Source organism: Deltaproteobacteria bacterium, assembly GCA_016709225.1.
Classification (GTDB): domain Bacteria; phylum Myxococcota_A; class Polyangia; order Nannocystales; family Nannocystaceae; genus Xiheibacterium; species Xiheibacterium phototrophicum.
Window position 1 is genome coordinate 958,314 of sequence record JADJEE010000012.1, and the last position, 21,542, is coordinate 979,855.

Annotated in this window: 19 protein-coding genes; 9 read left to right on the top strand and 10 right to left on the bottom strand. The window is 70.9% G+C overall.

Features of this window, described 5'->3' with window-relative positions:
- Nucleotides 1–13 precede the first annotated feature (13 nt).
- Both IPH07_28940 and IPH07_28945 read right to left on the bottom strand, forming a co-directional pair.
- Nucleotides 14–1,366, bottom strand: coding sequence for a DUF1552 domain-containing protein (locus tag IPH07_28940; protein MBK6921460.1), 1,353 nt, complete (start codon nucleotides 1,364–1,366; stop codon nucleotides 14–16).
- Nucleotides 1,363–3,081, bottom strand: a complete 1,719-nt coding sequence (locus IPH07_28945; GenBank protein MBK6921461.1) for a DUF1592 domain-containing protein — start codon at nucleotides 3,079–3,081, stop codon at nucleotides 1,363–1,365. The genes IPH07_28940 and IPH07_28945 overlap by 4 nt, the downstream gene beginning before the upstream one ends.
- A 451-nt stretch (nucleotides 3,082–3,532) precedes the next feature.
- Here IPH07_28945 and IPH07_28950 point away from each other — a divergent pair, with 451 nt between their 5' ends.
- Nucleotides 3,533–4,966, top strand: coding sequence for a VCBS repeat-containing protein (locus IPH07_28950; protein ID MBK6921462.1), 1,434 nt, complete (start codon nucleotides 3,533–3,535; stop codon nucleotides 4,964–4,966).
- Nucleotides 4,967–5,005: 39 nt separating this feature from the next.
- Here the strand turns inward: IPH07_28950 and IPH07_28955 are convergent, their stop codons facing one another.
- Nucleotides 5,006–5,506, bottom strand: a complete 501-nt coding sequence (locus IPH07_28955) for a hypothetical protein (GenBank protein ID MBK6921463.1) — start codon at nucleotides 5,504–5,506, stop codon at nucleotides 5,006–5,008.
- A 150-nt stretch (nucleotides 5,507–5,656) separates the two neighbouring features.
- Nucleotides 5,657–6,775, bottom strand: a complete 1,119-nt coding sequence (locus IPH07_28960) for a hypothetical protein (GenBank protein MBK6921464.1) — start codon at nucleotides 6,773–6,775, stop codon at nucleotides 5,657–5,659.
- A gap of 235 nt (nucleotides 6,776–7,010) precedes the next feature.
- Between IPH07_28960 and IPH07_28965 the strand changes: the two genes are divergently transcribed.
- Nucleotides 7,011–7,523: a 50S ribosomal protein L11 methyltransferase gene (locus IPH07_28965; GenBank protein ID MBK6921465.1), complete on the top strand. Its 513-nt coding sequence runs from the start codon at nucleotides 7,011–7,013 to the stop codon at nucleotides 7,521–7,523.
- Between the two features lie 7 nt (nucleotides 7,524–7,530).
- Here the strand turns inward: IPH07_28965 and tkt are convergent, their stop codons facing one another.
- Entirely contained in the window at nucleotides 7,531–9,552 is a 2,022-nt protein-coding gene (tkt, locus tag IPH07_28970) for a transketolase (GenBank protein ID MBK6921466.1), read from the bottom strand.
- An 84-nt stretch (nucleotides 9,553–9,636) separates the two neighbouring features.
- On the bottom strand, nucleotides 9,637–10,047 hold the full coding sequence (locus IPH07_28975; GenBank protein ID MBK6921467.1) for a response regulator: 411 nt from the start codon (nucleotides 10,045–10,047) through the stop codon (nucleotides 9,637–9,639).
- 154 nt (nucleotides 10,048–10,201) lie between these two features.
- On the opposite strand from IPH07_28975, the gene IPH07_28980 reads away from it, so the two are divergent.
- The 3 genes from IPH07_28980 to IPH07_28990 all read left to right on the top strand — a co-directional run bounded on the left by IPH07_28980 (nucleotide 10,202) and on the right by IPH07_28990 (nucleotide 13,915).
- Nucleotides 10,202–10,855, top strand: a complete 654-nt coding sequence (locus tag IPH07_28980; protein ID MBK6921468.1) for a hypothetical protein — start codon at nucleotides 10,202–10,204, stop codon at nucleotides 10,853–10,855.
- A gap of 99 nt (nucleotides 10,856–10,954) precedes the next feature.
- The gene (locus IPH07_28985) at nucleotides 10,955–12,115 is read left to right on the top strand and encodes an FIST C-terminal domain-containing protein (protein MBK6921469.1); all 1,161 of its coding nucleotides are present in this window, start codon (nucleotides 10,955–10,957) and stop codon (nucleotides 12,113–12,115) included.
- Between the two features lie 9 nt (nucleotides 12,116–12,124).
- Nucleotides 12,125–13,915: a response regulator gene (locus IPH07_28990; protein ID MBK6921470.1), complete on the top strand. Its 1,791-nt coding sequence runs from the start codon at nucleotides 12,125–12,127 to the stop codon at nucleotides 13,913–13,915.
- Nucleotides 13,916–14,075: 160 nt separating this feature from the next.
- On the opposite strand, the gene IPH07_28995 is transcribed toward IPH07_28990, so the two are convergent.
- The 3 genes from IPH07_28995 to IPH07_29005 all read right to left on the bottom strand — a co-directional run bounded on the left by IPH07_28995 (nucleotide 14,076) and on the right by IPH07_29005 (nucleotide 16,891).
- Nucleotides 14,076–15,506, bottom strand: a complete 1,431-nt coding sequence (locus IPH07_28995; protein MBK6921471.1) for an MFS transporter — start codon at nucleotides 15,504–15,506, stop codon at nucleotides 14,076–14,078.
- A 56-nt stretch (nucleotides 15,507–15,562) separates the two neighbouring features.
- Nucleotides 15,563–16,093, bottom strand: a complete 531-nt coding sequence (locus IPH07_29000; GenBank protein MBK6921472.1) for a hypothetical protein — start codon at nucleotides 16,091–16,093, stop codon at nucleotides 15,563–15,565.
- A 69-nt stretch (nucleotides 16,094–16,162) separates the two neighbouring features.
- Nucleotides 16,163–16,891 carry a DUF2071 domain-containing protein gene (locus tag IPH07_29005; GenBank protein ID MBK6921473.1) on the bottom strand — a complete coding sequence of 243 codons (729 nt, stop codon included), beginning with the start codon at nucleotides 16,889–16,891 and terminating at the stop codon, nucleotides 16,163–16,165.
- An 83-nt stretch (nucleotides 16,892–16,974) separates the two neighbouring features.
- Here IPH07_29005 and IPH07_29010 point away from each other — a divergent pair, with 83 nt between their 5' ends.
- From IPH07_29010 to IPH07_29025, 4 genes are all read left to right on the top strand, one after another.
- Nucleotides 16,975–18,012, top strand: a complete 1,038-nt coding sequence (locus IPH07_29010) for an aspartate-semialdehyde dehydrogenase (GenBank protein ID MBK6921474.1) — start codon at nucleotides 16,975–16,977, stop codon at nucleotides 18,010–18,012.
- A 34-nt stretch (nucleotides 18,013–18,046) separates the two neighbouring features.
- A complete protein-coding gene (locus tag IPH07_29015) occupies nucleotides 18,047–18,853 on the top strand; it encodes a hypothetical protein (protein MBK6921475.1) in 807 nt (268 codons plus the stop codon).
- Nucleotides 18,854–18,966: 113 nt separating this feature from the next.
- Nucleotides 18,967–19,272: a hypothetical protein gene (locus IPH07_29020; GenBank protein ID MBK6921476.1), complete on the top strand. Its 306-nt coding sequence runs from the start codon at nucleotides 18,967–18,969 to the stop codon at nucleotides 19,270–19,272.
- Nucleotides 19,269–20,372 (top strand): tRNA-dihydrouridine synthase family protein, encoded by a 1,104-nt coding sequence (locus IPH07_29025; protein ID MBK6921477.1) that lies wholly within the window; start codon nucleotides 19,269–19,271, stop codon nucleotides 20,370–20,372. Before IPH07_29020 ends, IPH07_29025 begins: the two co-directional genes overlap by 4 nt.
- On the opposite strand, the gene IPH07_29030 is transcribed toward IPH07_29025, so the two are convergent.
- Complete coding sequence (locus tag IPH07_29030) at nucleotides 20,290–21,516, bottom strand: CapA family protein (GenBank protein MBK6921478.1); 1,227 nt, start codon at nucleotides 21,514–21,516, stop codon at nucleotides 20,290–20,292. The two genes, IPH07_29025 and IPH07_29030, sit on opposite strands and share 83 nt — an antisense overlap.
- Between the last annotated feature and the right edge of the window lie 26 nt (nucleotides 21,517–21,542).

Consider the following 21,542-nt stretch of genomic DNA (forward strand, 5'->3'; position numbering starts at 1 on the left):
GCCGCGAGGTCGACTAGGCGAGGATCTCGGGGATGACCTCGGTGGCCAGCCCCTCGTCCTGGCCGAACGAGGTCAGCTGGGGCGCGAGCGCGTTCATCAGCGTGAACGGCACGCGGCTGGTGTTCTCGCCGGCGACCCGGTGGTGGATGTCGCCGCGCAGTAGGCCGCCGCCCTTGCCCATCACCAGGAGCGGATAGTCGTCCATGTGGTGGTCCCAGGGCAGGCCCACGCACGAGGTGACGTAGATGATGCTGTTGTCGAGCAACGAGCCGTTGCCGTCGGGCGTGTCCTGCATCCGTTGGCACAGCTCGGCGAGGCAGCCCATCACGTACTCGACGCCGGTGTGGAAGCCCTGGGTGGCGTAGTCGACCCCCATCGGACTGAGGCGATGACCGAAGTCCTCGTGGAAGGTGACGCTGCCGAGCCCGGCTTCGATGAACGGCGCATGGCAGGCGGCGCAGGAGAACACGTGCGTGGCGACCCGCGTCAGCTCGCAGGACAGCGCGTAGACCAACAGGTCGGCGAATGCCTGGCAGCGGGCCCGCGTGATCTCGCCGTCGGCACCGCGCTCGGGGTACGCGACATCGGGATCGACGGGCGTGCCGCAGTCCGCGGCGTCGAGCGTGGCGTTGATCTGCGTCTGCAGCTGGTCGAGGCCTTCGAGGTGCCGGTCGAGCCGCATGCGATCATCGCTGCCGAGCCGCGCGCGCAGAGCCTTCGCGTCGGTCGCCACGACGTCGAGGATCTTCTGCCGTCGGAACAGCATCGGATCGGGCTCGATCGTGCCCGACAGCGACAGCAGCGTGGAGAACAGCGCCGCCGGGCTGTAGTTGGGCGGATTGGGCGCGTTGGGCCCGGAGAACGAGATGTTGAAGTCGAGCGCACCGGCGCCGGTGACGTTGGAGATGCCGACGTGCAGACCGGTCGGGAACACCGTGTCTGCGCTGAGATGCGGCGCCAACAGCTGGTCGATGGACGGCAGGCGCACGTCACCGCCGTCCATCGCCTGCGCACCGGTCAAGACCGCCGAGGGGGCGGACTTGTGCGCGTAGAGCTGCGGCACCTTGACCTCGAAGCCCGAGAGCACCGACATCCACGGCTTGAACGCCGCCAGCGGCATCAGAGCGGGGCTCGGCGTCCACGCAGCCCCCTGCCCGACCGCCGCCGGCACCCAATGGCCCGGATCTGCGCCGTTCCCGAAGAACCACGACAGGAACCGCGGCGTCAGGCCGGTGCCGTCGGCATACGCGACACCGTTGCCATCGAGCATGGCGCCGAGCCGTGGCAACGGCAGTGCGATCGCGGCGCCACCGAGCAGCCCGCGCAGGACGGTGCGTCGTCCCAGGTTGGTGCGTGCGCGCGTCATGGCATCTCTCCATCGTCGGGCGCGATGACGGTCCCGGTGGGGTTGGCGAAGCGGAAGTCCTCGTGGGTGACCAGCGCCAGCAACAGTCGATCGAAGCGGTTGCCCGCGTCGGCGAGGTCGGACTGCACGCGTTCGAGCAGTGGCGCGTCGGTCGACAGCGGCACGCGCCCCGCGGAGTACGCGAACAGTCGGTTCACCAGGCACGCGGGCGCGTCGGGATTGTCGCGCAGCAGGGTCGCGAGCTCGGCCGCGTCGGCGAACGGCACACCATCGAGTTCACCGGTGACGTCGAGCGTGAGTCCGTTGTCGGTCTCGCGGTAGCGTCCGACCGTGTCGAAGTGCTCGAGCGCGAGGCCCAGCGGATCGGTGAGCGCATGGCAGCCCATGCACGCCGGGCTCGAGCGGTGCGGCTCGAGTCGCTCGCGCATGGTCATCGGGCCGTCGGGCTCCGGCAACATGGTGTCGGCACCGGGCGGTGGTGGTGGTGCCGTCCGACACAGCAACGTGTCGGCGATGAACTTGCCGCGCTCGGTCGGCGAGGTCCGAGCGGGCAGCGAGTTCATCGCCAGCACCAGCGCGCTGCCGATGAGACCCCGGCGCGCGTCGCCGGCGGGCAGGGTCGCCGCGCGCAGGCCATCGGGCTCCGCCGTCGGCAGGCCGTAGATCGCGGCGAGCTCGTTGTCGACGAAGACCTTGTCGCTGTCGTAGAGCGAGAAGTAGTCGCCGGGCGCGTCGAACACGACGTCGGTCACGCGTGCGAGCAGCTCGGCGCGCATGCTGGCCTTGAGCGAGTCGGTCCACTCGGGATGCAGCTCGGCGTCCTTGTCCTTCTCACCCAGCGCCCACATGCCGTAGAGCTCGGCGGCGAACACCTCGACGCCCGCGCGCGCGCGCGGATCGGCGAGCATGCGCTCGGCCTGATCGGCGATGTTCTCCGGATCGACGAGCTCGTCGTCCGCCGCGGCGTCGAGCAACACCTCGTCCGGCACCGACGACCACAGCGTGAACGACAGCCGCGAGGCCATCTCCCACGAGTCGAACGCGAGTCGGTTGGGATCGACGCCCGAGGGTGCCCCCAGCTCGACGCGGTAGAGGAAGTACGGCGATTGCAGCAGCGCCCAGGTCGCGTGCCGCATGCCCGTGACGACATCACCCGTCTCGGCGCCGACGTCACCGACGATCGCGACGAAACGGTCGAGTTCATCGGCCGTCAGCGGGCGACGCCACGCGCGTCGACCGAAGCGCGCGAGTGCCTCGCGGATGCACGCGTCGTCCCCGAGCCCGCTGGGCACGCACGCGAGGATCTGCGCCACTCGCTCGGGATCCGCGAACGCCTCCTGCGTCGCGAGCAGCAGCACGTTCTCGTACTCGGCGACGCCGGCGGGCGCGACCGCGAGCTTCGCGGCGCCGATGTTGACGAAGCCCTCGACGCGGAAGTCAGCCGGCAGGGTGCCGATCGTCACGGGCCCCAGCAGGTCGACGACCGCGTGGGAGAACTCGGCGGCGGTGAGCCGCCGTAGGGTCGGCGCGTCGACCTCGCGCGCCGCCTCGCCGCCGCCGTCGCTGCTGCCGGTGTCCGCGCCCATGCCCCCGTCGGTCGCGCCCGACGCGTTCGCGCCGTCGGTGCCGTCGGCGGTGGGGCCGAGCCCGGAATAGCAGGCCGTGGAGCCGCACAGACCCCACACCACGAGCTGTATCGCCTGCTTGCGCCGCATTGAGAAACGACCTCTGCACGGTCACACTACGTGCGCCGCGACACGAGCGTCAACCGGTCGATCGCGCGGATTCCTGCCGTGAAGACGACGTGCCCGTCGGTCATTCGACCGAGTCGTGCACGCTCGCGCGCAAGCGCGACGCCACGCCCATGATCCCGCGTGGCCGCGTGGCCGCGTGGCCGCGCGCGTGCGGTGGGTGACAGCCGATGCAGCGTCGGCGCCCCGTCACCGCGATCGACACCCCTGCGCTCGCCCCGATCGCGCCTGCACGCGATGTGATCGCGACGCCCTGGCCCGCCGCGGCGCGCACGACACCACCGTCACACCTGCAGTGGCGTCCGGCCGCGCCCGCTTCCCCGTCGGCAGCGCTAACTATCTGGGATCTAGCGCATTTTTTCCATGCGACAATCGGTCGCAGCCGCGGCCGAGCAGCTGCATGTGCAGCGTCGCGATGGTGTTGGACGTCTCGCGTTGGAATCTCGGGGGCTCGGTGGGTGCGACCGCAGCGATCGTGCTCGGTGGATGCGGACCGGTGGTGCTCTCACCCGGACAGGACACCGAGAGCACCAGCGATACCGACAGCAGCAGCGTCAGCGAGTCGGAGAGCGAGAGCGAGACCGATCCGCCGACGACGACCGAGACGGTCGGCGGTTGCGACGATGGCTGCCCGAGCGGCTACTACTGCGACGGCAACGCGTGCATCCCGTACGGCTGCGCGGACGGTGGTTGCTGCTACGACGGCGACTGCTGCTACTACGACGGCAGCTGCTACTACAACGAGTGCTACAGCGTGGACGACTGCGGCGGCGAAGCGGTGTGCATGTCGGGCATCGATTGGGGCAACTTCTGCCAGGACGTCCCGATGCTGCCGGAGTGCGAGCTGCCCTTGGCACCGACGCCGATCCCGATGGTCGCGGACGGGCAAGTGCTTGCGCTGACCTTCTTCGCGGCCGACGCCGATGCGTCGCGCGAGCTCGTGGTCGCGACCCCGAGCAACGTGACGGTGCTCGCGGGTGGCACAGGCGTGGCCGGGGCCCCGCTCTTCGCCGAACCGATGCAGGTGAACGACGTCGCGGTGGGTGACCTCGACGGCGACGGCGATGAAGACCTCGCGGTCGCGTTGGCCGACGACGGCGGCCAGGTCGTCACGTTCCTGAACGACGGCAGCGGCATCCTGACGCTCGGCGGCAACACGGCACTGCTGGCCACCCGCGTCGAGATCGCCGACATCGACGGCGATGGTCGCGGCGACGTCGTCGGTCAGTTCGACAGCGTCGAGCCGACCGCGCTCGGCGTGGCGCTCTCGCTGGAGGGCGGCGCGTTCGGCCCCGTGCAGCTGCTGAGCACCGGCATCACGCTCTACGACTTCGCCACCGGTGAGCTCGATGGTGGCAACGGCCGCGAGGTCGTCGCGCACCTCAGCACTGCGACCTGGCGCTGGAACGGCGGCGGTGTGATCGACGACAATCCCGAAGGACAGTTCTGGCTGCAGGCCGCCGGCGACGACGCTCCGGGGCCGCTCGCGATCGCGACCAACTCCGTGCTGGGCGACCGTGTCGCACGGGCGCTCGAACTCTCGTTCCTCACGTATGTCGAGGTCTTCGACGGCTACGGCGGCGGCGTCGGTGCCTTCGCACTGCCCGCCGGCCAGCACGCGCTGGTGGCCGCCGACCTCGACGGCGAAGGTCGCGAGGCGCTGGTGTTCGCGACATCGAGCGGCCGACTGAGCGTGATCCGCGAGGCGCTCGACTGCGTCAGCAGCATCGACCTCGGCTACCGCACCTTGCCGGTCGTCGCCGCCGGCGACTTCAACGGCGACGGCCTGGAGGACATCGCGACCGGATCGGGCATCGACTTGACGATCTGGACCACACTGTCGCCATGACGCGAGGTCCTCGCGCGGCCGGCCTCGGCGGTCTCGGCATCAGCCTCGCGCGACCCGCAGCGCGAGGCTGTCGCTGAAGCAGTCGGGGTCGCAGCGGGCTGGCTCGGTCAGCTCGTAGTGGGGCTCGAAGCGACGTTCGAGCACCACCGCATCCTCCACCGTGACGCGCACGTCGAGCGTGGTCGGTAGATCGTCGACCCCCGCATCGCCCTCGAACGCGGTGAGGAAGAAGGTGTACGGGTTGTCCGGGTCGTCGACGATGACCGGCGAGACGTCGAGGTCGCCGGCATCGCAGTGCGCGGTACGGGAGTCCGCGCCGATCTCACAGCGAGCGTGCAGCGTCTGCGCGTCGTCGACCACGAATTCGAAGGCCCACACGCCGGGACGCAGCGCACCGCTGGGCTCGCGAATCGTGATCGCGAGCCGCGAGTTGCAGAGACTCTCGTTGCAGGTCAGGCAGCCCTCGCCGGCAAGCGCGAACGAGCCGGCCACGCCGAGCGCGAAGCCAGCCGCAGCCACCGGCCGTGCACGCATCCGCATCCACCTCGATCGAGCGCTCATCCGCGTCCACCTCGAAGGTCAGCCTAGCATGGCGTCGTGAGGCCACCGCGCAGCGACGCGCCAGCGCCGAGTTCGCCCCGGCGGGCGGGACGACAGCCATCCGGGTGAGCCCGCGGGCGTCGCACGTGGCTAGCCGCAGGTGCCTTCGATCATCACCGCCGCGAAGTCGCGGATCCACAGATCCCCCACCACCGCCGCGTCGAGCTCGCCGGCCTGCCAGGTGACGCCGTCGTCGCTGTACCACGGCGCAGCGCCCGGCGAGGTGATGCCGGCGTAGACGCCATCGACGAACGCGACCGCACGCAGCTGCGTGCCGATCTCGCCCTTGGTCGTCCACGTGACGCCATCGGAGGAGGTCATCAGCTGCGTGCCAGCGGCGGCGATGAAGCCGTCGTCGTCGTGGCCGAGGTCCTGGATCGAGCCGCCGGTCGGCTGGGTGTAGACCTCCCAGGTCAGGCCGCGATCGGGCGAGCGACAGACGTCACCGGTCGCGACCAACAGGGTGTCGCCGATCATCTCGATGTCGCCGCTGTGCTGGATCGGCGAGGCGCAGTTGCCGTCGAAGCCGGTGCCCTCGGACCACGTGGCCCCTTCGTCCTCGCTGACCACGACGAAGTTGCCCGTCGGATGCTGGTTGCCGCTCTGGCTCTCGACCGCGGCGACCAGCAGCGCGCTCTCGGGGAAGCCTCGCAGCTGCCGCAGCTGCTCGGCGCCCGGCGGCAGCGAGACGTCGGTGGTGACCCAGTCGACGCCGTTGGTCGAGTGCCACACGCGTTGGCTGAAGATCATGAAGGACGACGGCAGGGCCGCGACGCCGCTGGTGTAGATGCCGTAGCCGATCGCGACGCCGTCGTCGACGAAGCTCTCGCTCGGCAGATCCTCCCAGCTCAGGCCGTCGGTCGCGTGCAGGATGTGACCGCCCTCGGCGCCCCAACCGAAGCCCGCCACGAAGCCGCCCGGGCCGTACGCGAGCCCGCCGAAGCCGGTCCACTGGGTGTGATCGCCCTGCTCGTCGGAGAACGCGTGGGTGGTCCAGGTGCGCCCGCGGTCGCACGAGCTCGCGGTCCAACCACCGTCGCCCATCGCGACGAACATCGGCGTGAGCTCGACCGGCGTGCCCGTCGAGCTGCCGTCGTCACTGCCGCTGCCGTCGGTCGCGGTGGTCGCGGCGGTGGTGGTGGCGGTGCCGGCGGTCCCGGCGGTCGTGGCCGAACCCCCGCTGCTGTCGCTGCTCGTGGCACTGCCCATCGTCGTGTTCGCGGTCGTGCCGCTGCCATCGCTCGAGTCGCCCGCATCGCCGTCGTCGGGGTCGCTCGCGCAGGCGGCAGCGCCCCCCAGTGCGCAGGCGAGCGTCAGGGATCGCGCGTGACGAAGTGATCGGCGCCGTGGCTGCATCTGCGTCACCAGAGCACCGCGAGCGCGCTGTGGGGTGAAAACTTCTGCGCGCGCCCGTGCTAGCGTCGAGCGGGGCGCGAAGCCGGCCATGGCGACCACCGATCCCAGCCCGCCCGTGGGCGACATCGAGTACGTGCCGACCCCGCCAGCCGTGCTCGACCAGATGATCGAGGCCGCCAACCTCCGCGAGCACGACGTGGTCTACGACCTCGGCTGCGGCGACGCGCGGCTGCTCATCGCCGCGGCCGAGCGCCACGACGCGCGCGGCTGCGGCTTCGATCTCGACCCCGTGCGGGTGCTCGAGTCGCGCGCCAACGTCGACGCCGCGGGGCTCTCGCAGCTCGTCACCATCGAGCAGCGCGACTTCTTCGACGTCGACCTGCGGCCGGCGACCGTCGTGATGCTGTACCTGTCGCCCGAGCTCAACGTGCGGCTATTGCCGCAGCTGCGCCAGCTGAACCCGGGTGCGCGCATCATCGCCCACGACTTCGACATCGCCGGCATCGACTTCGAGCAGGTCTGGGTGGTCCGCGCGCCCAACCACCGCGCGCGGCCCAAGATGCGCGATCACCTGGTGCTCAAGTGGACCGCGCCGATCTGACTGAGGCTCACGCGAGTGAGCGGTAGCGCTGCACCACCGCGTCGACCGTGAAGCCGAACTCCTTCGCGAGGTCTTCGGCCGGCGCCGAGGCGCCGAAGTGATCGAGGCCCATGTTGTGCGCCGCCCACTTCTGCCAGCCCAGCGTGACGCCGGCCTCGATCGACAGGCGCCGCGTCACCGACGGCGGCAGCACGCGATCGCGGACCGCCTGCGGCTGGCGCTCGAACAGCTCCCAGCACGGCATCGACACCACGCGCACCGCCACACCCTGGGCGTGCAGCGCCTTGGCGGCGTCGTAGGCGAGCGCGACCTCGCTGCCGGTCGCGACCAGGATGCCGTGCAGCGCCGACGCATCGACGCCCTCGGGCTGCCACAACACGTAGGCGCCCTCGTCGATGTCATCGCGGCTCTCGGCGAACACCGGCAGGTTCTGCCGCGTCACGAGGATCGCCGTCGGACCCTCGCCGACCTTGCGCGACAGCGCGTGCTTCCACGCGCCGATGGTCTCGCGCGCGTCTGCAGGCCGCACGACATCGAGCTGCGGGATCATCCGCAGGCTCATGCACTGCTCGACGGGCTGATGGGTGGGCCCGTCCTCACCCAGCCAGAAGCTGTCGTGGCTGAACACGTGCACCACCGGCAGGCCCATCAGCGCCGACAGCCGCACGGCCCCGCGCATGTAGTCGGAGAAGATGAGAAACGTGGCATCGAACGCCCGCAGGCCGCCGTGCAGGGCGAGGCCGTTGGTGATGCCACCCATGCCGTGCTCGCGTACACCGAAGTGCAACACGCGGCCGCCGGGGTGCGCCCGGCTCTGGTCCTCGAGGCCGGAGAGGTGCACGCCGTTGCTCTCGGCGAGATCGGCGGAGCCGCCGACGAAGCCGGCGTCGTTGGCCATGATGGCGCCGAGGATCTTCTGCTGGGCCTTGCGGGTCGCGATCGGCGTGCCGACCGGGAAGCTCGGCAGCGCCGCGAACACCTCGGCGGGCAGCTCGCCCCGCATCGCCGCCTCGAATGAGGCCGCGAGCTCGGGGTGCGCGCTGCGGTACGCCGCGAAGCGCTGCTCCCACTGCACCCGCGTCAGCGCCAGCGCATCGCGTCGCGCATCGAGCTCGCGGCGCAGCTCGGGCGGCACGCGGAAGGTCGGCTCGAGCGGCCAGCCCATCGCCTGCTTGGCGGCCTCGACCTCGGCCTTGCCCAGCGGTGCGCCGTGGCTGGCGGAGGTGCCGGCCTTGGTCGGCGCGCCCTTGGCGATGGTGGTGCGACACGCGATGAGCGAGGGCTTGTCGGTGACCGCCCGCGCGGCCTGCAGCGCAGCCGTGACGGCCTCGCCGTCGTGGCCGTCGACGTGCTGCACGTGCCAGCCATAGGCCTCGAAGCGCGCGCCGACGTTCTCGCTGAAGCTCAGCTCGGTCGAGCCATCGATCGTGATGTGATTGTCGTCGTAGAGAAACACCAGCTTGCCCAGGCCCAGGTGCCCCGAGATGCTGGCGGCCTCGCTCGCGACACCCTCCATCAGATCGCCATCGCTACAGATGCCGTAGGTCAAGTGATCGACGATGGTGTGGCCGTCGCGGTTGAAGCGCTCGGCGAGGATCCGCTCGGCGATCGCGAGGCCGACCGCCGCCGAGATCCCCGAGCCGAGCGGACCGGTGGTGACCTCGACGCCGACGGTGTGACCGAACTCGGGGTGGCCGGGCGTGCGCGAGTGCAGCTTGCGGAAGTGCTGCAGCTCGCCCATCGGCAGCTCGTAGCCGGTGAGGTGCAGCAGCGAGTACAGCAGCATGGAGCCGTGACCGGCACTGAGCACGAAGCGATCGCGGTCGGGCCAGTGCGGCGCGCTGGGGTCGTGCACCAGCACGCGCAGCCACAACGCCGCCGCCATGTCGGCGGTGCCCATCGGCATGCCGGGGTGACCCGACTTGGCCTGCTCGACGCCGTCCATCGCGAGCGCCTTGATGGTGTGGACCATCAGGGTGTGCAGTGCGGCATCACAGGGTCGGGCGGGCAAGCTGCTGCGTGGGCTCATGACGGCCCTGCAGCTATCACGAATCACGACCGTCGGGCACTGCCGCGATGCGCGACCGCGTGCACCCCACGTCGGTGGCCGCGTTCACGGTTCTGGCGTGGTGCTCACGTCGTCCGCGTCGGGCAGCTGGCCGAGCGCCCGACGCACGGCCGCGACGGTCTCGGCCGCGCGCGCGGGCTTGCGCAGCCACCCGCGCGCGCCTGTCTGCTGTGCGAGCTCTTCGAGCTCCGCGTGGGGCAGCCCGCTGTGCAGCAGCAGCGGCGCGTCGATGCCATAGGCCGGATCGAGTGCTCGCATCGCACGCACCGCCTGCACGCCGCTCAGACCCGGCATGTTGACATCGAGCACCACCAACGCGGGACGATGCTTGCGCACCGCGACCGCGAGTCCGAAGCCCGAGGTGTGCACCACCACGCGCATCCCGGCCCGCTCCAGGACCGCACGGAGCAGGTCGGCGACGAGTTCGTCGTCGTCGACCACGAGGATGGTGTCCATGATCGGCGGCATCGACCACGCGCGCGCCGAGCTTGAGGCGGCCCCGCACCTACCGTCCCGCTGCGGGCCAGGTCGGCGCCATCGCCCGCCCGCCGACGAACACGGATCGGGAACCGGGACGCCGGCGGCGGCACTCGTGCTCCGAGACCTCCCGATGCCGACGCCGCGCGCCCTTCGCGATTGTGTGCAATCCCGCCGGGTGCTGCAGCTGCGCCGGGTGCTGCAGCTGTGCTGGCTGTGCGCCGCGCTGGCGTCGGGCGGCTGCGCGCGCGGGAGCGGCAGCCCCGACCTGCCGCGGACGTTCGAGATCCATCGGGTCGAGATCGAACGCGAGGCGGATCGCACCGAGTTGCTCGGCTTCGACCTCGACGGGGTCGAGATCTCCCGCTCGGCGTTCGACATCGACGATCTCGCCGGCGCCGCACGCCTCGAGCGCGACGACGAGTCCTTCATGGTCACCATCGCGCCGCTGACGGGCGGCATGTCGGTGTCGTACGAGCGCGGACCTTGGCAGCTGACATGGCAGCCCGACGACGGCGAACCACTCGACGAGCATGTCACCGAGGCCTGGAACGCGGTCGCACTGGGGTGGCGCGAGGTGCTGGTGTCCGACGATCGCCTGCTGACACCGGTGACCCACGCCATCAATGCGCGAATCGTCGACCCGCCGGCGGAGCTCGACGAGCCCGAGTGGGACCGTGCGTGCGCGACCGTGGTGGATTGGCAGTGCGCGCGCGGTCCGGTGGCGGTGACGCTGACCTGTCGCATGGCCGGCGCGGCGTGGTGCCAGGGGCTCGCCGCGCGCTGAGCCGTCGCGCGGGCGCGCGCTGCCGCGGCGCGATGCTTCTTCGTACCGCGCCGCCTTGGCCACTCAAGGCACGCCCGGCCGGGGTCGATGCTGCCGGCCATGGCCGACGGCACCACGCCCCGCGCGCAGGCATTCGAGGTCCGTCGAGGTGCGAGCGCCGCCCCCGAGCCGCGCGCCGCGTTCACCGAGCTGGCCGCGCAGCTCGCCCAGGAGCATCCGGTCTTCACGCTGTTCTACTGCGCGCCCGAGTACGCCTCCGAGGCGCTCTGCGCGACGCTGGCCGAGCAGTTTCCCGCCGGCCTCGTCGTGGGTTGCACCACCGCCGGTGAGATCGGCCCGCTCGGCTACCTCGACGGCTCCATCGCGGGCGTCAGCATCGGCGGTGACCTCCGCGTCGAAGCGGCTCGCATCGACGACCTCGCGAACTTCCGGGCCGAAGACGCCGCCGCGCTGACGCGGCGTCTCATCACGCAGCTCGAGCAACACGGGACACCCGTCGACGGCAGCAACACCTTCGCGTTCCTCCTCATCGACGGCCTCTGCGGCCTCGAAGAGGTGGTGGTGAGCCAGCTGTACCGCAACCTCGGCGACGTGCAGCTGTTCGGCGGCTCGGCCGGCGACGGCACGCGCTTCGGCGAGACCTGGATCTACCACGACGGCCGCTTCCGACAGAACTGCGCCGTGTTGCTGTTGATGCAGACCTCGCAGCCATTCCGCGTGTTCAAGACCCAGCACTTCGTGCGGGCCGAGTCGCGCCTGGTCGTGACCGGAGCGGACCCGGCGCGCCGCATCGTCACCGAGATCAACGGCGAGCCTGCGGGCCGCGAGTTCGCGCGCATCGTCGGGCTCGACGTCGACGATCTCACGCCGCTCATCTTCGCGTGCCACCCCGTGGTGGTCCGCATGGGCGGTGACGAGTACGTGCGCTCGATCCAGAAGGTCAACGACGACGGCAGCCTGACCTTCTTCTGCGCGATCGAGGAGGGCGTCGTGCTGACCGTGGCACGGGGCGTCGACCTGGTCGCGGGTCTGCGCACGCAGCTCGAGGAGCTCGAGTTCGAGCTCGGCAAACCCCAGCTGGTGCTGGGCTGCGACTGCATCCTGCGCCACCTCGAGTGCAAGGAGCGCAACATCACCGCCGAGGTCGGGCAGCTGTTCGATGCGCACAACGTGATCGGCTTCGGCACCTACGGCGAGCAGTACAACGCCGTGCACGTGAACCAGACCTTCACCGGGGTCGCGATCGGACGCCGGGCGTAGGAACGACCGGTGGGCGACGACGGCGAGCTGGAGCGGCTGCGGACCGAGAACGCGAAGCTGACCAAGATCAATCGCGCGCTCATGAGCCGCGTCGAGCGCAGCCTCGATCAGGGCAGCCCCTTCGCGTTGTTCGAGAGCGCGACCTCGCTCGAGAGCGAGGTCCGCCAGCGCACGGCGGCGCTGCGCAGCGCCATGCGCGAGCTCAGCACCACCAACGAAGAGCTCCGCGCCGCGACATTCGCCGCCGACGCGGCCAGCCGCGCCAAGTCGGAGTTCATCGCACGCATCAGCCACGAGCTACGCACACCCATGAACGGCGTGCTCGGCATGACCGAGCTGCTGCTCGAGTCGCAGCTGAGCCCGGCTCAGCGTCGTTCGGTGCACACCATCGGACGCTCGGCGCAGCTACTGCTGCGCGTGATCGACGACGTCCTCGACTTCACCAAGGCCGAGCAGGGCAAGCTCCGACTCGAGCAGCGCAGCTTCGAGCTCGCACCCGTGATGGACGACACCCTCGATCTGCTCGCGGAGACGGCGCGACGCCGCGGCATCGAGCTGGTGCGCTCGATCGATCCCGAGCTCCCGCGGGCGATGATCGGCGACAGTCTTCGCCTGCGTCAGATGCTCACGAACCTGGTCGGCAACGCGATCAAGTTCACGCCCAAGGGCCACGTCGCCGTACGGTTCCGTCAACGCGCGCGCCGAGGCGACGAGATCGAGCTCGAGCTCGAGGTCGAGGACACCGGCATCGGCATCGAGCCCGCTGCCCAGCGCGCGATCTTCGAGGCGTTCACCCAGGCCGACGGCTCGACCACGCGACGCTACGGCGGCACCGGCCTGGGGCTCGCGATCGTGCGCCAGCTCGCCGAGATGATGGACGGCAGCGTCACGGTCCGCAGCGAGCCCGGCGCCGGCTCGACCTTCACCATCGTCATGCGCATGGTCGCGAGCACGCGAGCGCCAGTGGAGGTGATCGCGACCGAGCAGGTGCGTCGGGCCGAGCATCGTGGACTGCACGTGCTGGTCGCCGAGGACAACGGCATCAACGTCGAGGTGCTGCAGGGCATGCTCGAGCGCCTCGGCTGCACCTGCGAGGTCGCCGGGGATGGTCGGGCCGCGGTGCAAGCGGCCGCGAGCGGGCGCTTCGACGCGATCCTCATGGATTGGCAGATGCCGGTGCTCGACGGGCTCGCGGCGTCGCGGCAGATCCGCGAGCACGAGCGCGCGCAGGCACTGCCGCCGGCGACCATCATCGCGGTGACCTCGAACGCGATGGCGGCCGATCGAGAGCGCTGCCTGGCCGCGGGCATGGATTCATTCCTCAGCAAGCCCCTGACGTTGTCGGCGCTGGCGGCAGCGCTGCCCGGCGGCCCGCGGCCACGGTGCGAAGCCGTGCGCGAGGAGGGGCCGCTCGAGCTCGGCGCCCTGCTCGACCTCGCACAGCTCGACGACGACGGCGCCATGATCACGCGCGTGCTGCAGCTCTTCGTCGACGAGTGTCCCCGCGCGCTGGACCGCCTCTGCGAGGCCAGCCGCGGCGAGGACCTCGGCTGCGTCGCCGACGAGGCCCACCGCCTGCGCTCGAGCTGCGGCTATGTCGGCGCACGCAAGATGGTCTCGCTGTGCGAGGACCTCGAACGCGCCGGCAGGGGCGGGGCCGCCGATCGCGTGCCCGCCTTGCTCGACGCGCTCGCCGCTGCGTTCGAGCAGGTTCGCGTGTCGCTCCCGTGCGCGCGCCTCGAGGCGCTGCGCCGCACCTCGGCGACCGCCGCAACCGGCGCGTCGAACCTGGCCGACTAGTACCTCGACACAGGGATTGTGATGGGTCAGAACGCCGTCATGGCCGCGACTCCGCAAGGCGCCGTGCCGCCGGAATACCGGGCGTATTTCAAGGTGCGGCAACGCAGCGAGGCGCGGTCAGGGCGGTGTTCTGACCCGTCACAATCCCTGTGTCGAGGTACTAGCCGGCTCGCGCGTCCCGCCGCGCGACCACGCGGCCGAAGATCACCAGCGCGAGCGCAGAGACGATCGCGACCCCCACGAACGCGTACCACAGGTGATGCGCCTGCGCGTACGCGGCCGGCAGCTCGCCGTGACCGGCGAGAGCATCGAGGCGCTGCTGCTGGTCGGCGGCGCTCAACGTGCTGGGGTCGGGGCAGTAGCGCTGCAGCAGGAAGCCCGAGCTGACGAAACCGACCAGCGCGGCCAGGAAGGAGTGCAGGTGCGAAAAGCCGAGGTAGAGCCCCTGCTGCCCCGGCGGCGCCTGCAGCGAGAAGTACTCGAGATAGCGCGGCGAGATGAAGCTCTCGGCCAGGCCCTGGAATCCGATGCCGACCACCATCATGAACGCGACCGGCTGCATGCCGAGGATCTCGCCGCGCCCGATCAAGTTGCCTGCGGCCATGCACAACGCCGACACCGGCATGATGAACATGCCGACGCTCATCGATGTCAACGCGCTGCGGCGTCGCATCAGCGCCGTGATCGCACCGACGCTCACCACCACCACCGCAGGGTTGACGTTGGCGTACCACGACGGCGCCGAGTCCTCGCCGGCCATGCGCAGCACGTACTTCGGCATGCTCGCGTAGAGCTGGTACTGCACGATCCAGAAGCCCGTGATGATGCAGATCAACACCACCAGACGCCCCCGCCGCAGCACGGCCACCAACGCGCGACCGATCTCGGCCGTGCTCTTGCCGCCCTGGCCAGCGTCGCGGCCACGGTAGAGCAGCAGCACCAGCACGAACGCGGCCGCGGTCATGCCGGCGGAGAAGAGGTTCAGCACCACCAGCCCTTCGTTGCCCAGCCGCTCACGCAGTGGCTGCACCAGCGTCTTGCCGCCGAACGCCCCGATGTTCACCATCGCATAGAAGATCGAGTAGCCACGCGCGCGGGTGCTGGCGGTGGTCTCGCTCGCGATCGTGCCGGTGATGACCGACTTGATGAACGAGCCCCCGACCATCACGAACAGCATGACCGGCACGAACAGCCACCGCTGCGGGCTGTCCTGCAGACCCGTGAACGCGACCTCGCGACCGTACTGCACCAAGCCCGCGCCCTGCAGCAGCACCGGCAGCAGCCACATGCCGCCATAGCCGATCGTCAGCAGCGCGAACGCCACCAGCAGCGCCCGTCGGAAGCCGATGCGGTCGGCCCACGCACCGCTGAAGGTCGGCAACAGGTAGAGCCCGGCCGAGAACGCGCCCGACACTGCCGCCGCCTCGACGTCGGAGTAGGCGAGGATCCGCGACAGGTACAGCGTGATCGCGACGAACACGCCGTACCACGCGCCCCGCTCGAGCAGCTCCGCGACGTTGGCGGTCCAGAACGCGCGGGAGAAGCCGCGGCCGCGCTCGGCGGCGTCATCGGGGTTGCTCGCGGTGCCCATGCGCGGGCCGACCGTACCCCGAAACCCGCGACCGCGGCCAAGCACCGGCGCCGTCTTCAGCCCTCGTCGGAGGCGGAGCCGACCGACGGCGAGTCGACCGCACCGAAGTCGCACTCCCGCTCGATCACCTGCTCCTGCGCCGCGCACGGCGGCTCGACCTCGACACCGGCACCGCCGCCGTCGGGATCGCTGCCCTCGGTGTCGCCGCCGGCCTCGACCGAGTCCGATCCGATGATCTCCTCGCAATCGAGTGCAGCCATGCAGGCGAAGTAGTCGGAGAGCGCGGCGCGACACTCGACACCGCCGGCGCTGGCGTAGGTGCCGACCCCGGCGACGCACTCGCCCACCAACGACACGTAGCCAGGCGCGTAGCCGTCGTCCTGCGCCGCCTCCTGGGCGTAACAAGCGGCGTAGGTCTGCGCCCACGGAGCACAGATCTCGATCGCCTCCTGCAGCGCGGCGGCCTCGCCACCACCACCACCACCACCGTCCTCGCCGCCATCGCCCTTGGGATCACACCCCCCGGCCATGACCGCCGCGCCCATGGTCCAACCCAACAACCAAGCCAGATCTCGCATCCTCGACATGACGTCCACGCTCTCCGTCGGGGGTAGTGCCCGGCGGGTGCGCCACGATCACGGGGCCGCGCGATTGGCCTACGAATCCCGGGGATAGACCGCGATCTCGGAGCCGACCGCGTAGGCCACATGGCACGGCGGCACCTGGTCGAGGTAGCCCCAGGGTTCGCCGTACAGCTCGGCGAAGTCCACCGCCAGCGACAGCCGCGAGGGGTCGGTCGGATACACCGCCCAGATGGGATGGTGCACGCGATAGACCACCAGCCCACCGCGACCGTCGCGGCCGAAGCCCCACTCGTGCTCCTTGAAGAACGCCTCGCGCGAGTCCGACGGCGGCACGACGGTCGCGCGATCGCCCTCGATCGTCAGCGCATGAATGCGGCCCCCGAGTTCGATGCGCATGTGCAGGCGCCGCACGTCGAGCTCGTCGACGACCTCGCACTGCATCGGCACCGTGCGGTAGTGCTCGTGGTACACGAGGTTTGCGACCATCGCGATCGCGTGCTTGGGGACGAGCTCGGCGATGAACGTCACCCCGCGACGCCCACCCTCGCGTTCGCGCACGTACGCGCGAAGGTTGACCTCGGGGAAATCGGTGTGCAGCGGCACCGCGATGCCCTTCACCTTGGTGTCGAGGAAGCGGAACGCCACGAAGCTGACGTAGGCGACGTCGTCGGGATCGTCCGGCAGGCGATCGGGCTCGAGGCCCGGCGGCAGGTACGACAGCAGCATTGCGGCCGGCACCCGCCAGGTGACGAGCGCGAGGTCTTCCCAGCGAGCGGTCAGGAACGCGGCAGGCACGGACACGCGAAACGATCTTGGGCGCAGCCCCAGCGGCGCGCAAGACCGTGGGCACAAGCAGCGTTTGCGGTGTGCTATGACCTCGGCCCATGCGCATCTGTGTCCTCGGTGCGACCGGACTCGTCGGTCGCGAGACCATCGACCTCGTCGCACGTGCGTGGCCCGAGGCCGAGCTCGACCTCTACGCCAGCCGCGATCAGACCCTCGAGCACGGCGGCCGCAGCTGGTCCGTGACCGGCGCGCCTGCGCTCGAGCGCGACGACGCGCGCCGCGGCGACCTCGCGCTGGTGGCCCTCGACGACGATCACAGCGCGCGCTACGTGCCTCGGCTGCTGACGCTCGGCTACCGCGTCATCGACAAGAGCAACACCTACCGCGGTGATCCGCAGGTGCCGTTGGTCACCGCCGGCGTGAACGGGCATCGCGTCGACGACGGTGTGAAGCTGGTCGCGAACCCGAACTGCACGACCATCCCGTTCGCGCTCGCGATGGCGCCGCTGCTGCGCCGCTTCGGGCTGCAGGCCGCCACCGTCAGCACCTACCAGGCCGTGAGCGGCGCCGGCATTGCGCCGCTCGACGAGTTCCTCGCCGCCGCCGCCGCGGGCTACGCGGCCGGCGATCGCTTCGGCCGGCCGTTCGACGCCAGCGGCTACGCCGGCAACACCGTGCCGCACAACGGCAAGACCGACGACAGCGGCTTCTCGGCCGAGGAGCGCAAGCTGACCTTCGAGAGCCGCAAGATCCTCGAGCTGCCGGAGCTGTCGATCTCGGCGCAGTGCTGCCGCGTCGCGGTGGCAGTCGGCCACACGATGAACGCATGGTTCACGCTCGGCGAGCCGGCGACGCTGGCCGAGCTCGAGGCGGTGCTCGGCGACGCGAAGGCGAGCCCGTTCGTGCGGCTGTTCCCCGGCAGCACCGGCGAGGGCATGAGCGCGCTGTCGTGCGTGGCACACCGCGACCGTGCACTGGTGGGGCGGCTGCGCGCGGATCCACGCGACGCCAGCGGGCGGAGCTTCTGCGTCATGGTGGCGGGCGACAACCTGCGTCTGGGCGCCGCAACCAACGCGGTCCGCGTCGCGAGTCGCTGGTATCCGAGCCGCGACCCGGACCTGCAGGATCCTCGCTGAGCGATCGCGCCGCGCGTGGTATCCTGCCGCCGGCGTGGGCTGGCGGAAGCTGCATCTCGGGCTGATGGCGGGCCTCGCCGCGTGCTCGTTCGACTCGAGCGGCAAGAGCCAGGTCTCGGGTGTGGTCTCGTCGACGACCGCGGCCAGCGACACCAACGACGACGGCCCCGCATCCACCGGCGGCCTCGAGAGCTCGGGCGGCGCAGGTGTGAGCGCGACGCAGGGCGGCAGCTCGGGCGACGCGCCCGATGACAGCACCGCAGCCGATCCCGACACCAGCGGCGATCCGACGCCCGGCGGCTCGAGCACGACGGAACCCACCGACCCGTGCGCCGACCATCCGCCGCAGTCGGTCACGCTGATGGCCGACCAAGCCACGCTCGCCGGCGACATGATGCTCGCGTCGCTGTACGACGGCACCACCTACGTCTACGCCGAGACCGCCGGCATGGGCACGGCGACGTTCGCCTTCGATCTGCAGTGCGCGGACGACTTCGCGGTGTGGATGCTGGTGTTCGATCGCGAGCCCGGCCTCGACACCGCGTTGGTGCCCGGCAATCCCGCCGACTCCGCGCACGTCGACGTCACCGGCGCCGCGACCGACTGGCGCTACGGCTGCCAGAACCTCGGCGCACCGCCGTGGTCGTGGCAGGCGGTCAGCGAGAACGGCGACAACTGCATCTCCAACGATCGCATCACCTTCGCGCTGCCGGCGGGCTCGAACACCATCACGGTGAGCATGCTCGAGGGCGGCACGTGGTCGGGCAACACCATCTCGCCGGGCGACGTCGCAGCGGTCAAGCAGATCCTCGTGACCAACGACCTCGACTTCGAGCCCTGACCCGCGCGCCGTCGCGGGCGAGCACGCCGGCCTGCGCACGCGCGCGCGCCATGGCCCACTGCGGCGGGCGAGCTTGCCGAGCGGCGCGTCCCGGATGCATGCTCGCGCCGACGATGACGTCGCCGCTGACCGAAGCCGTGCTCGAGATCGCCGAGGGCGCCGGACCCAGCGGCGTGGCGATGGGCGCGATCGTCGACGTACTGGCTACGCAGGGCTTCGTGGTCGAACAGATCGAGCGCGAGATCTGGGCCCTGCTCGAGCGCCGTCGGCTCACGCCGACCGGCTTCGTGTGCCGTACGATCCGTCGCCGCGCCGACGACGGCACGCCAGTACGCAGCCGGCTGTACGAGTTCATGTTGGTGCCGTGGTCGGCGGCCTTGGATGCTCAGCTCGACCTCGCGCTGGAGCGGCCGCCGTGACGCCGCCGGTCGAGACCCCGCAAGACGCGACGCGCTTCCTCGCGCTGGCGCCGATGGACGGCATCACCGACGCGACCTGGCGTGCGCTCGCCACCGATCTCGACGACGCGCCGTCCGGCATCAGCCTGTGCGTCAGCGAGTTCGTGCGCGTGACGGCGCACGCCGTGCCCGCGGCGGTGTTGCAGCGGGAGGTGCCCGAGCTCGCCCGTGGCGGTCGGACCCCGCGCGGCGTGCCGGTCGCGGTGCAGCTGCTGGGCGGCGCGCCCGAGCCGATGGCCGCGACCGCAGCGCGGCTGGCCGAGCTCGGCGCGTTGGCGATCGACCTCAACTTCGGCTGCCCTGCGAAGACGGTGAACAACCACGACGGCGGTGCGGCGCTGTTGCGGGCCCCGTGCCGGATCGAGGCGGTGGTCGACGCCGTGCGCAGGGCCGTACCCATGCACGTGCCCGTGAGCGCCAAGATCCGACTGGGCTGGGACTCGGCCGACGGCGTCGAATCGCTCGCGCGTGCGGCCGAGGCCGGTGGTGCCTCGTGGCTGACGATCCACGCACGCACGCGGGCGCAGCTGTACGCACCGCCAGTCGACTGGGTCGCGATCGGCCGTGCCCGCGCGGCCGTGACCATGCCGGTCGTCGCCAACGGCGATCTGTGCACGACGGCCGACCTCGAGGCGTGCGCACGCGCGAGCGGCTGCAACGCGTTCATGATCGGCCGCGGTGCGATGGCCGACCCGTGGCTGTTCCGGCGCGCCCGCGGCGACGCAGACCCGGCGGGCTTCGACGCCGGCGTCGACGGGGTGCGCCTGCGCGCGCTCATCGATCGCTACGTCGTCGCGCTACTCGCCGCCGGCACCCGCGAGGGCACGGCGCTCGGCCGCGTGAAGCAGTGGCTGCGTTTCGCCGCCACCAACCATGCCCCTGGCGCGCGTGCGTTCGAACGCATCAAGCGCTGTGCGAGCCTGGCGGAGGCCGCGGCCGTGCTCGACGACGAGCTCACGGACGTCCGCGCGGCGGCCGTCAGTCGCTGCAGCCCGGCGCGTCCAGCAGCAGGTCTTCGCCCTGCAACGTCCACGTGGTCGCGAACGCCTTCGCCTGCTTGATCACGCGATCGCGTACGCGATGCCCCATGGCCCCGGTCGCGGGCACCGGATGCGGCGCCGGCGACCGCTTCACGTAGGCGGGATGGAAGACCACGCGATCGAGGCAGCTCCCCTGCGCCCGCGCGCGCACGCGCAGCACGCCGGTCAGGCGGGGAATCTCGTTGGTGTTCTCGAACAGGAAGTTGCCCATCGAGTAGGCGATGAGCCCCTTGCCGTAGCGCTCGACCCCCTGCAACACGTGGGGGTGCGAGCCGATCACGAGGTCGGCACCGGCGTCGATCAACGCGTGGGCAGCCTTGACCTGCGCGTAGTTGGGCGCCTCCGCGTACTCCTCACCCCAGTGCACGACCACGATGACGAGGTCGTGGTCGGCGCGCGCCTGCGTCACCACCGGCACCACCTGCTCGTCGATCGCATCGGTCGGCAGGTAGGCCAGCTGCGGTCCCCCCTCGCGTACGGGCGCGTTGGTCCGCGTCGTGATCGCGACGAAGCCCAGTCGCCAGCCCTTGGCCTCGACGGACTCCACGCGGAACACCGGCGGCTCCATCTGTGCGGCACCGACCGGCACGAGCCCGAGCTCGCGCACCAGCTTCGGCGTCTGCTCGACGCCCTCGAGCCGTTGATCGTACCAATGGTTGTTGGCCAGGCTCACCACCGTGAAGCCGGCGGTGCGCAGGTGCTCGGCCAGCTCGAGCGACGCACCGAAGCGGAAGCGGGCACCGATCGGGCTGCTGGTCGGCAGCTCGCGCACCAGCGGCGTCTCGAGGTTCGCGAACACGACGTCGGCCGCGATCTTCTCGCCGATCTCGTCGAACACCGGCTTGCCGGCCTCGGGGATGGGGTCGTAGCCGCTCTCGCGGTAGCGTCCGAAGATCACGTCGCCGACGAACGTGAGCTCGAGCTGGTCGGCGCGCGCGGGCGTCGGTGCGACCGTGGGCGCGACCGTCGGTGCCGGCGCCGGCGCGGCGACCTCGGCCGTGGCGACCTCGGCGGGCGCGACCGCTGCATCGGCGCGGGCGGCCGACGGCAGCGCGCTCGCCCGTGGATCTGCAGCGGTCTCGGTGCCGGTGCGCGCGCAACCAAGCGCCAGCGCCAAGAACCACCAGTTCGAGATCCACCCGCCCGAGCCATGGGTCCGCAACACGCTCGGACCATAGCGCACCGCCCCGG

Bases quoted from the DNA above. Each gene is read 5' to 3' on its own strand.
- IPH07_28940 (MBK6921460.1), bottom strand. From the start codon at position 1,366: ATGACGCGCGCACGCACCAACCTGGGACGACGCACCGTCCTGCGCGGG.
- IPH07_28945 (MBK6921461.1), bottom strand. From the start codon at position 3,081: ATGCGGCGCAAGCAGGCGATACAGCTCGTGGTGTGGGGTCTGTGCGGC.
- IPH07_28950 (MBK6921462.1), top strand. From the start codon at position 3,533: ATGGTGTTGGACGTCTCGCGTTGGAATCTCGGGGGCTCGGTGGGTGCG.
- IPH07_28955 (MBK6921463.1), bottom strand. From the start codon at position 5,506: ATGCGGATGCGTGCACGGCCGGTGGCTGCGGCTGGCTTCGCGCTCGGC.
- IPH07_28960 (MBK6921464.1), bottom strand. From the start codon at position 6,775: ATGGGCAGTGCCACGAGCAGCGACAGCAGCGGGGGTTCGGCCACGACC.
- IPH07_28965 (MBK6921465.1), top strand. From the start codon at position 7,011: ATGGCGACCACCGATCCCAGCCCGCCCGTGGGCGACATCGAGTACGTG.
- tkt (MBK6921466.1), bottom strand. From the start codon at position 9,552: ATGAGCCCACGCAGCAGCTTGCCCGCCCGACCCTGTGATGCCGCACTG.
- IPH07_28975 (MBK6921467.1), bottom strand. From the start codon at position 10,047: ATGGACACCATCCTCGTGGTCGACGACGACGAACTCGTCGCCGACCTG.
- IPH07_28980 (MBK6921468.1), top strand. From the start codon at position 10,202: ATGCCGACGCCGCGCGCCCTTCGCGATTGTGTGCAATCCCGCCGGGTG.
- IPH07_28985 (MBK6921469.1), top strand. From the start codon at position 10,955: ATGGCCGACGGCACCACGCCCCGCGCGCAGGCATTCGAGGTCCGTCGA.
- IPH07_28995 (MBK6921471.1), bottom strand. From the start codon at position 15,506: ATGGGCACCGCGAGCAACCCCGATGACGCCGCCGAGCGCGGCCGCGGC.
- IPH07_29000 (MBK6921472.1), bottom strand. From the start codon at position 16,093: ATGTCGAGGATGCGAGATCTGGCTTGGTTGTTGGGTTGGACCATGGGC.
- IPH07_29010 (MBK6921474.1), top strand. From the start codon at position 16,975: ATGCGCATCTGTGTCCTCGGTGCGACCGGACTCGTCGGTCGCGAGACC.
- IPH07_29020 (MBK6921476.1), top strand. From the start codon at position 18,967: ATGACGTCGCCGCTGACCGAAGCCGTGCTCGAGATCGCCGAGGGCGCC.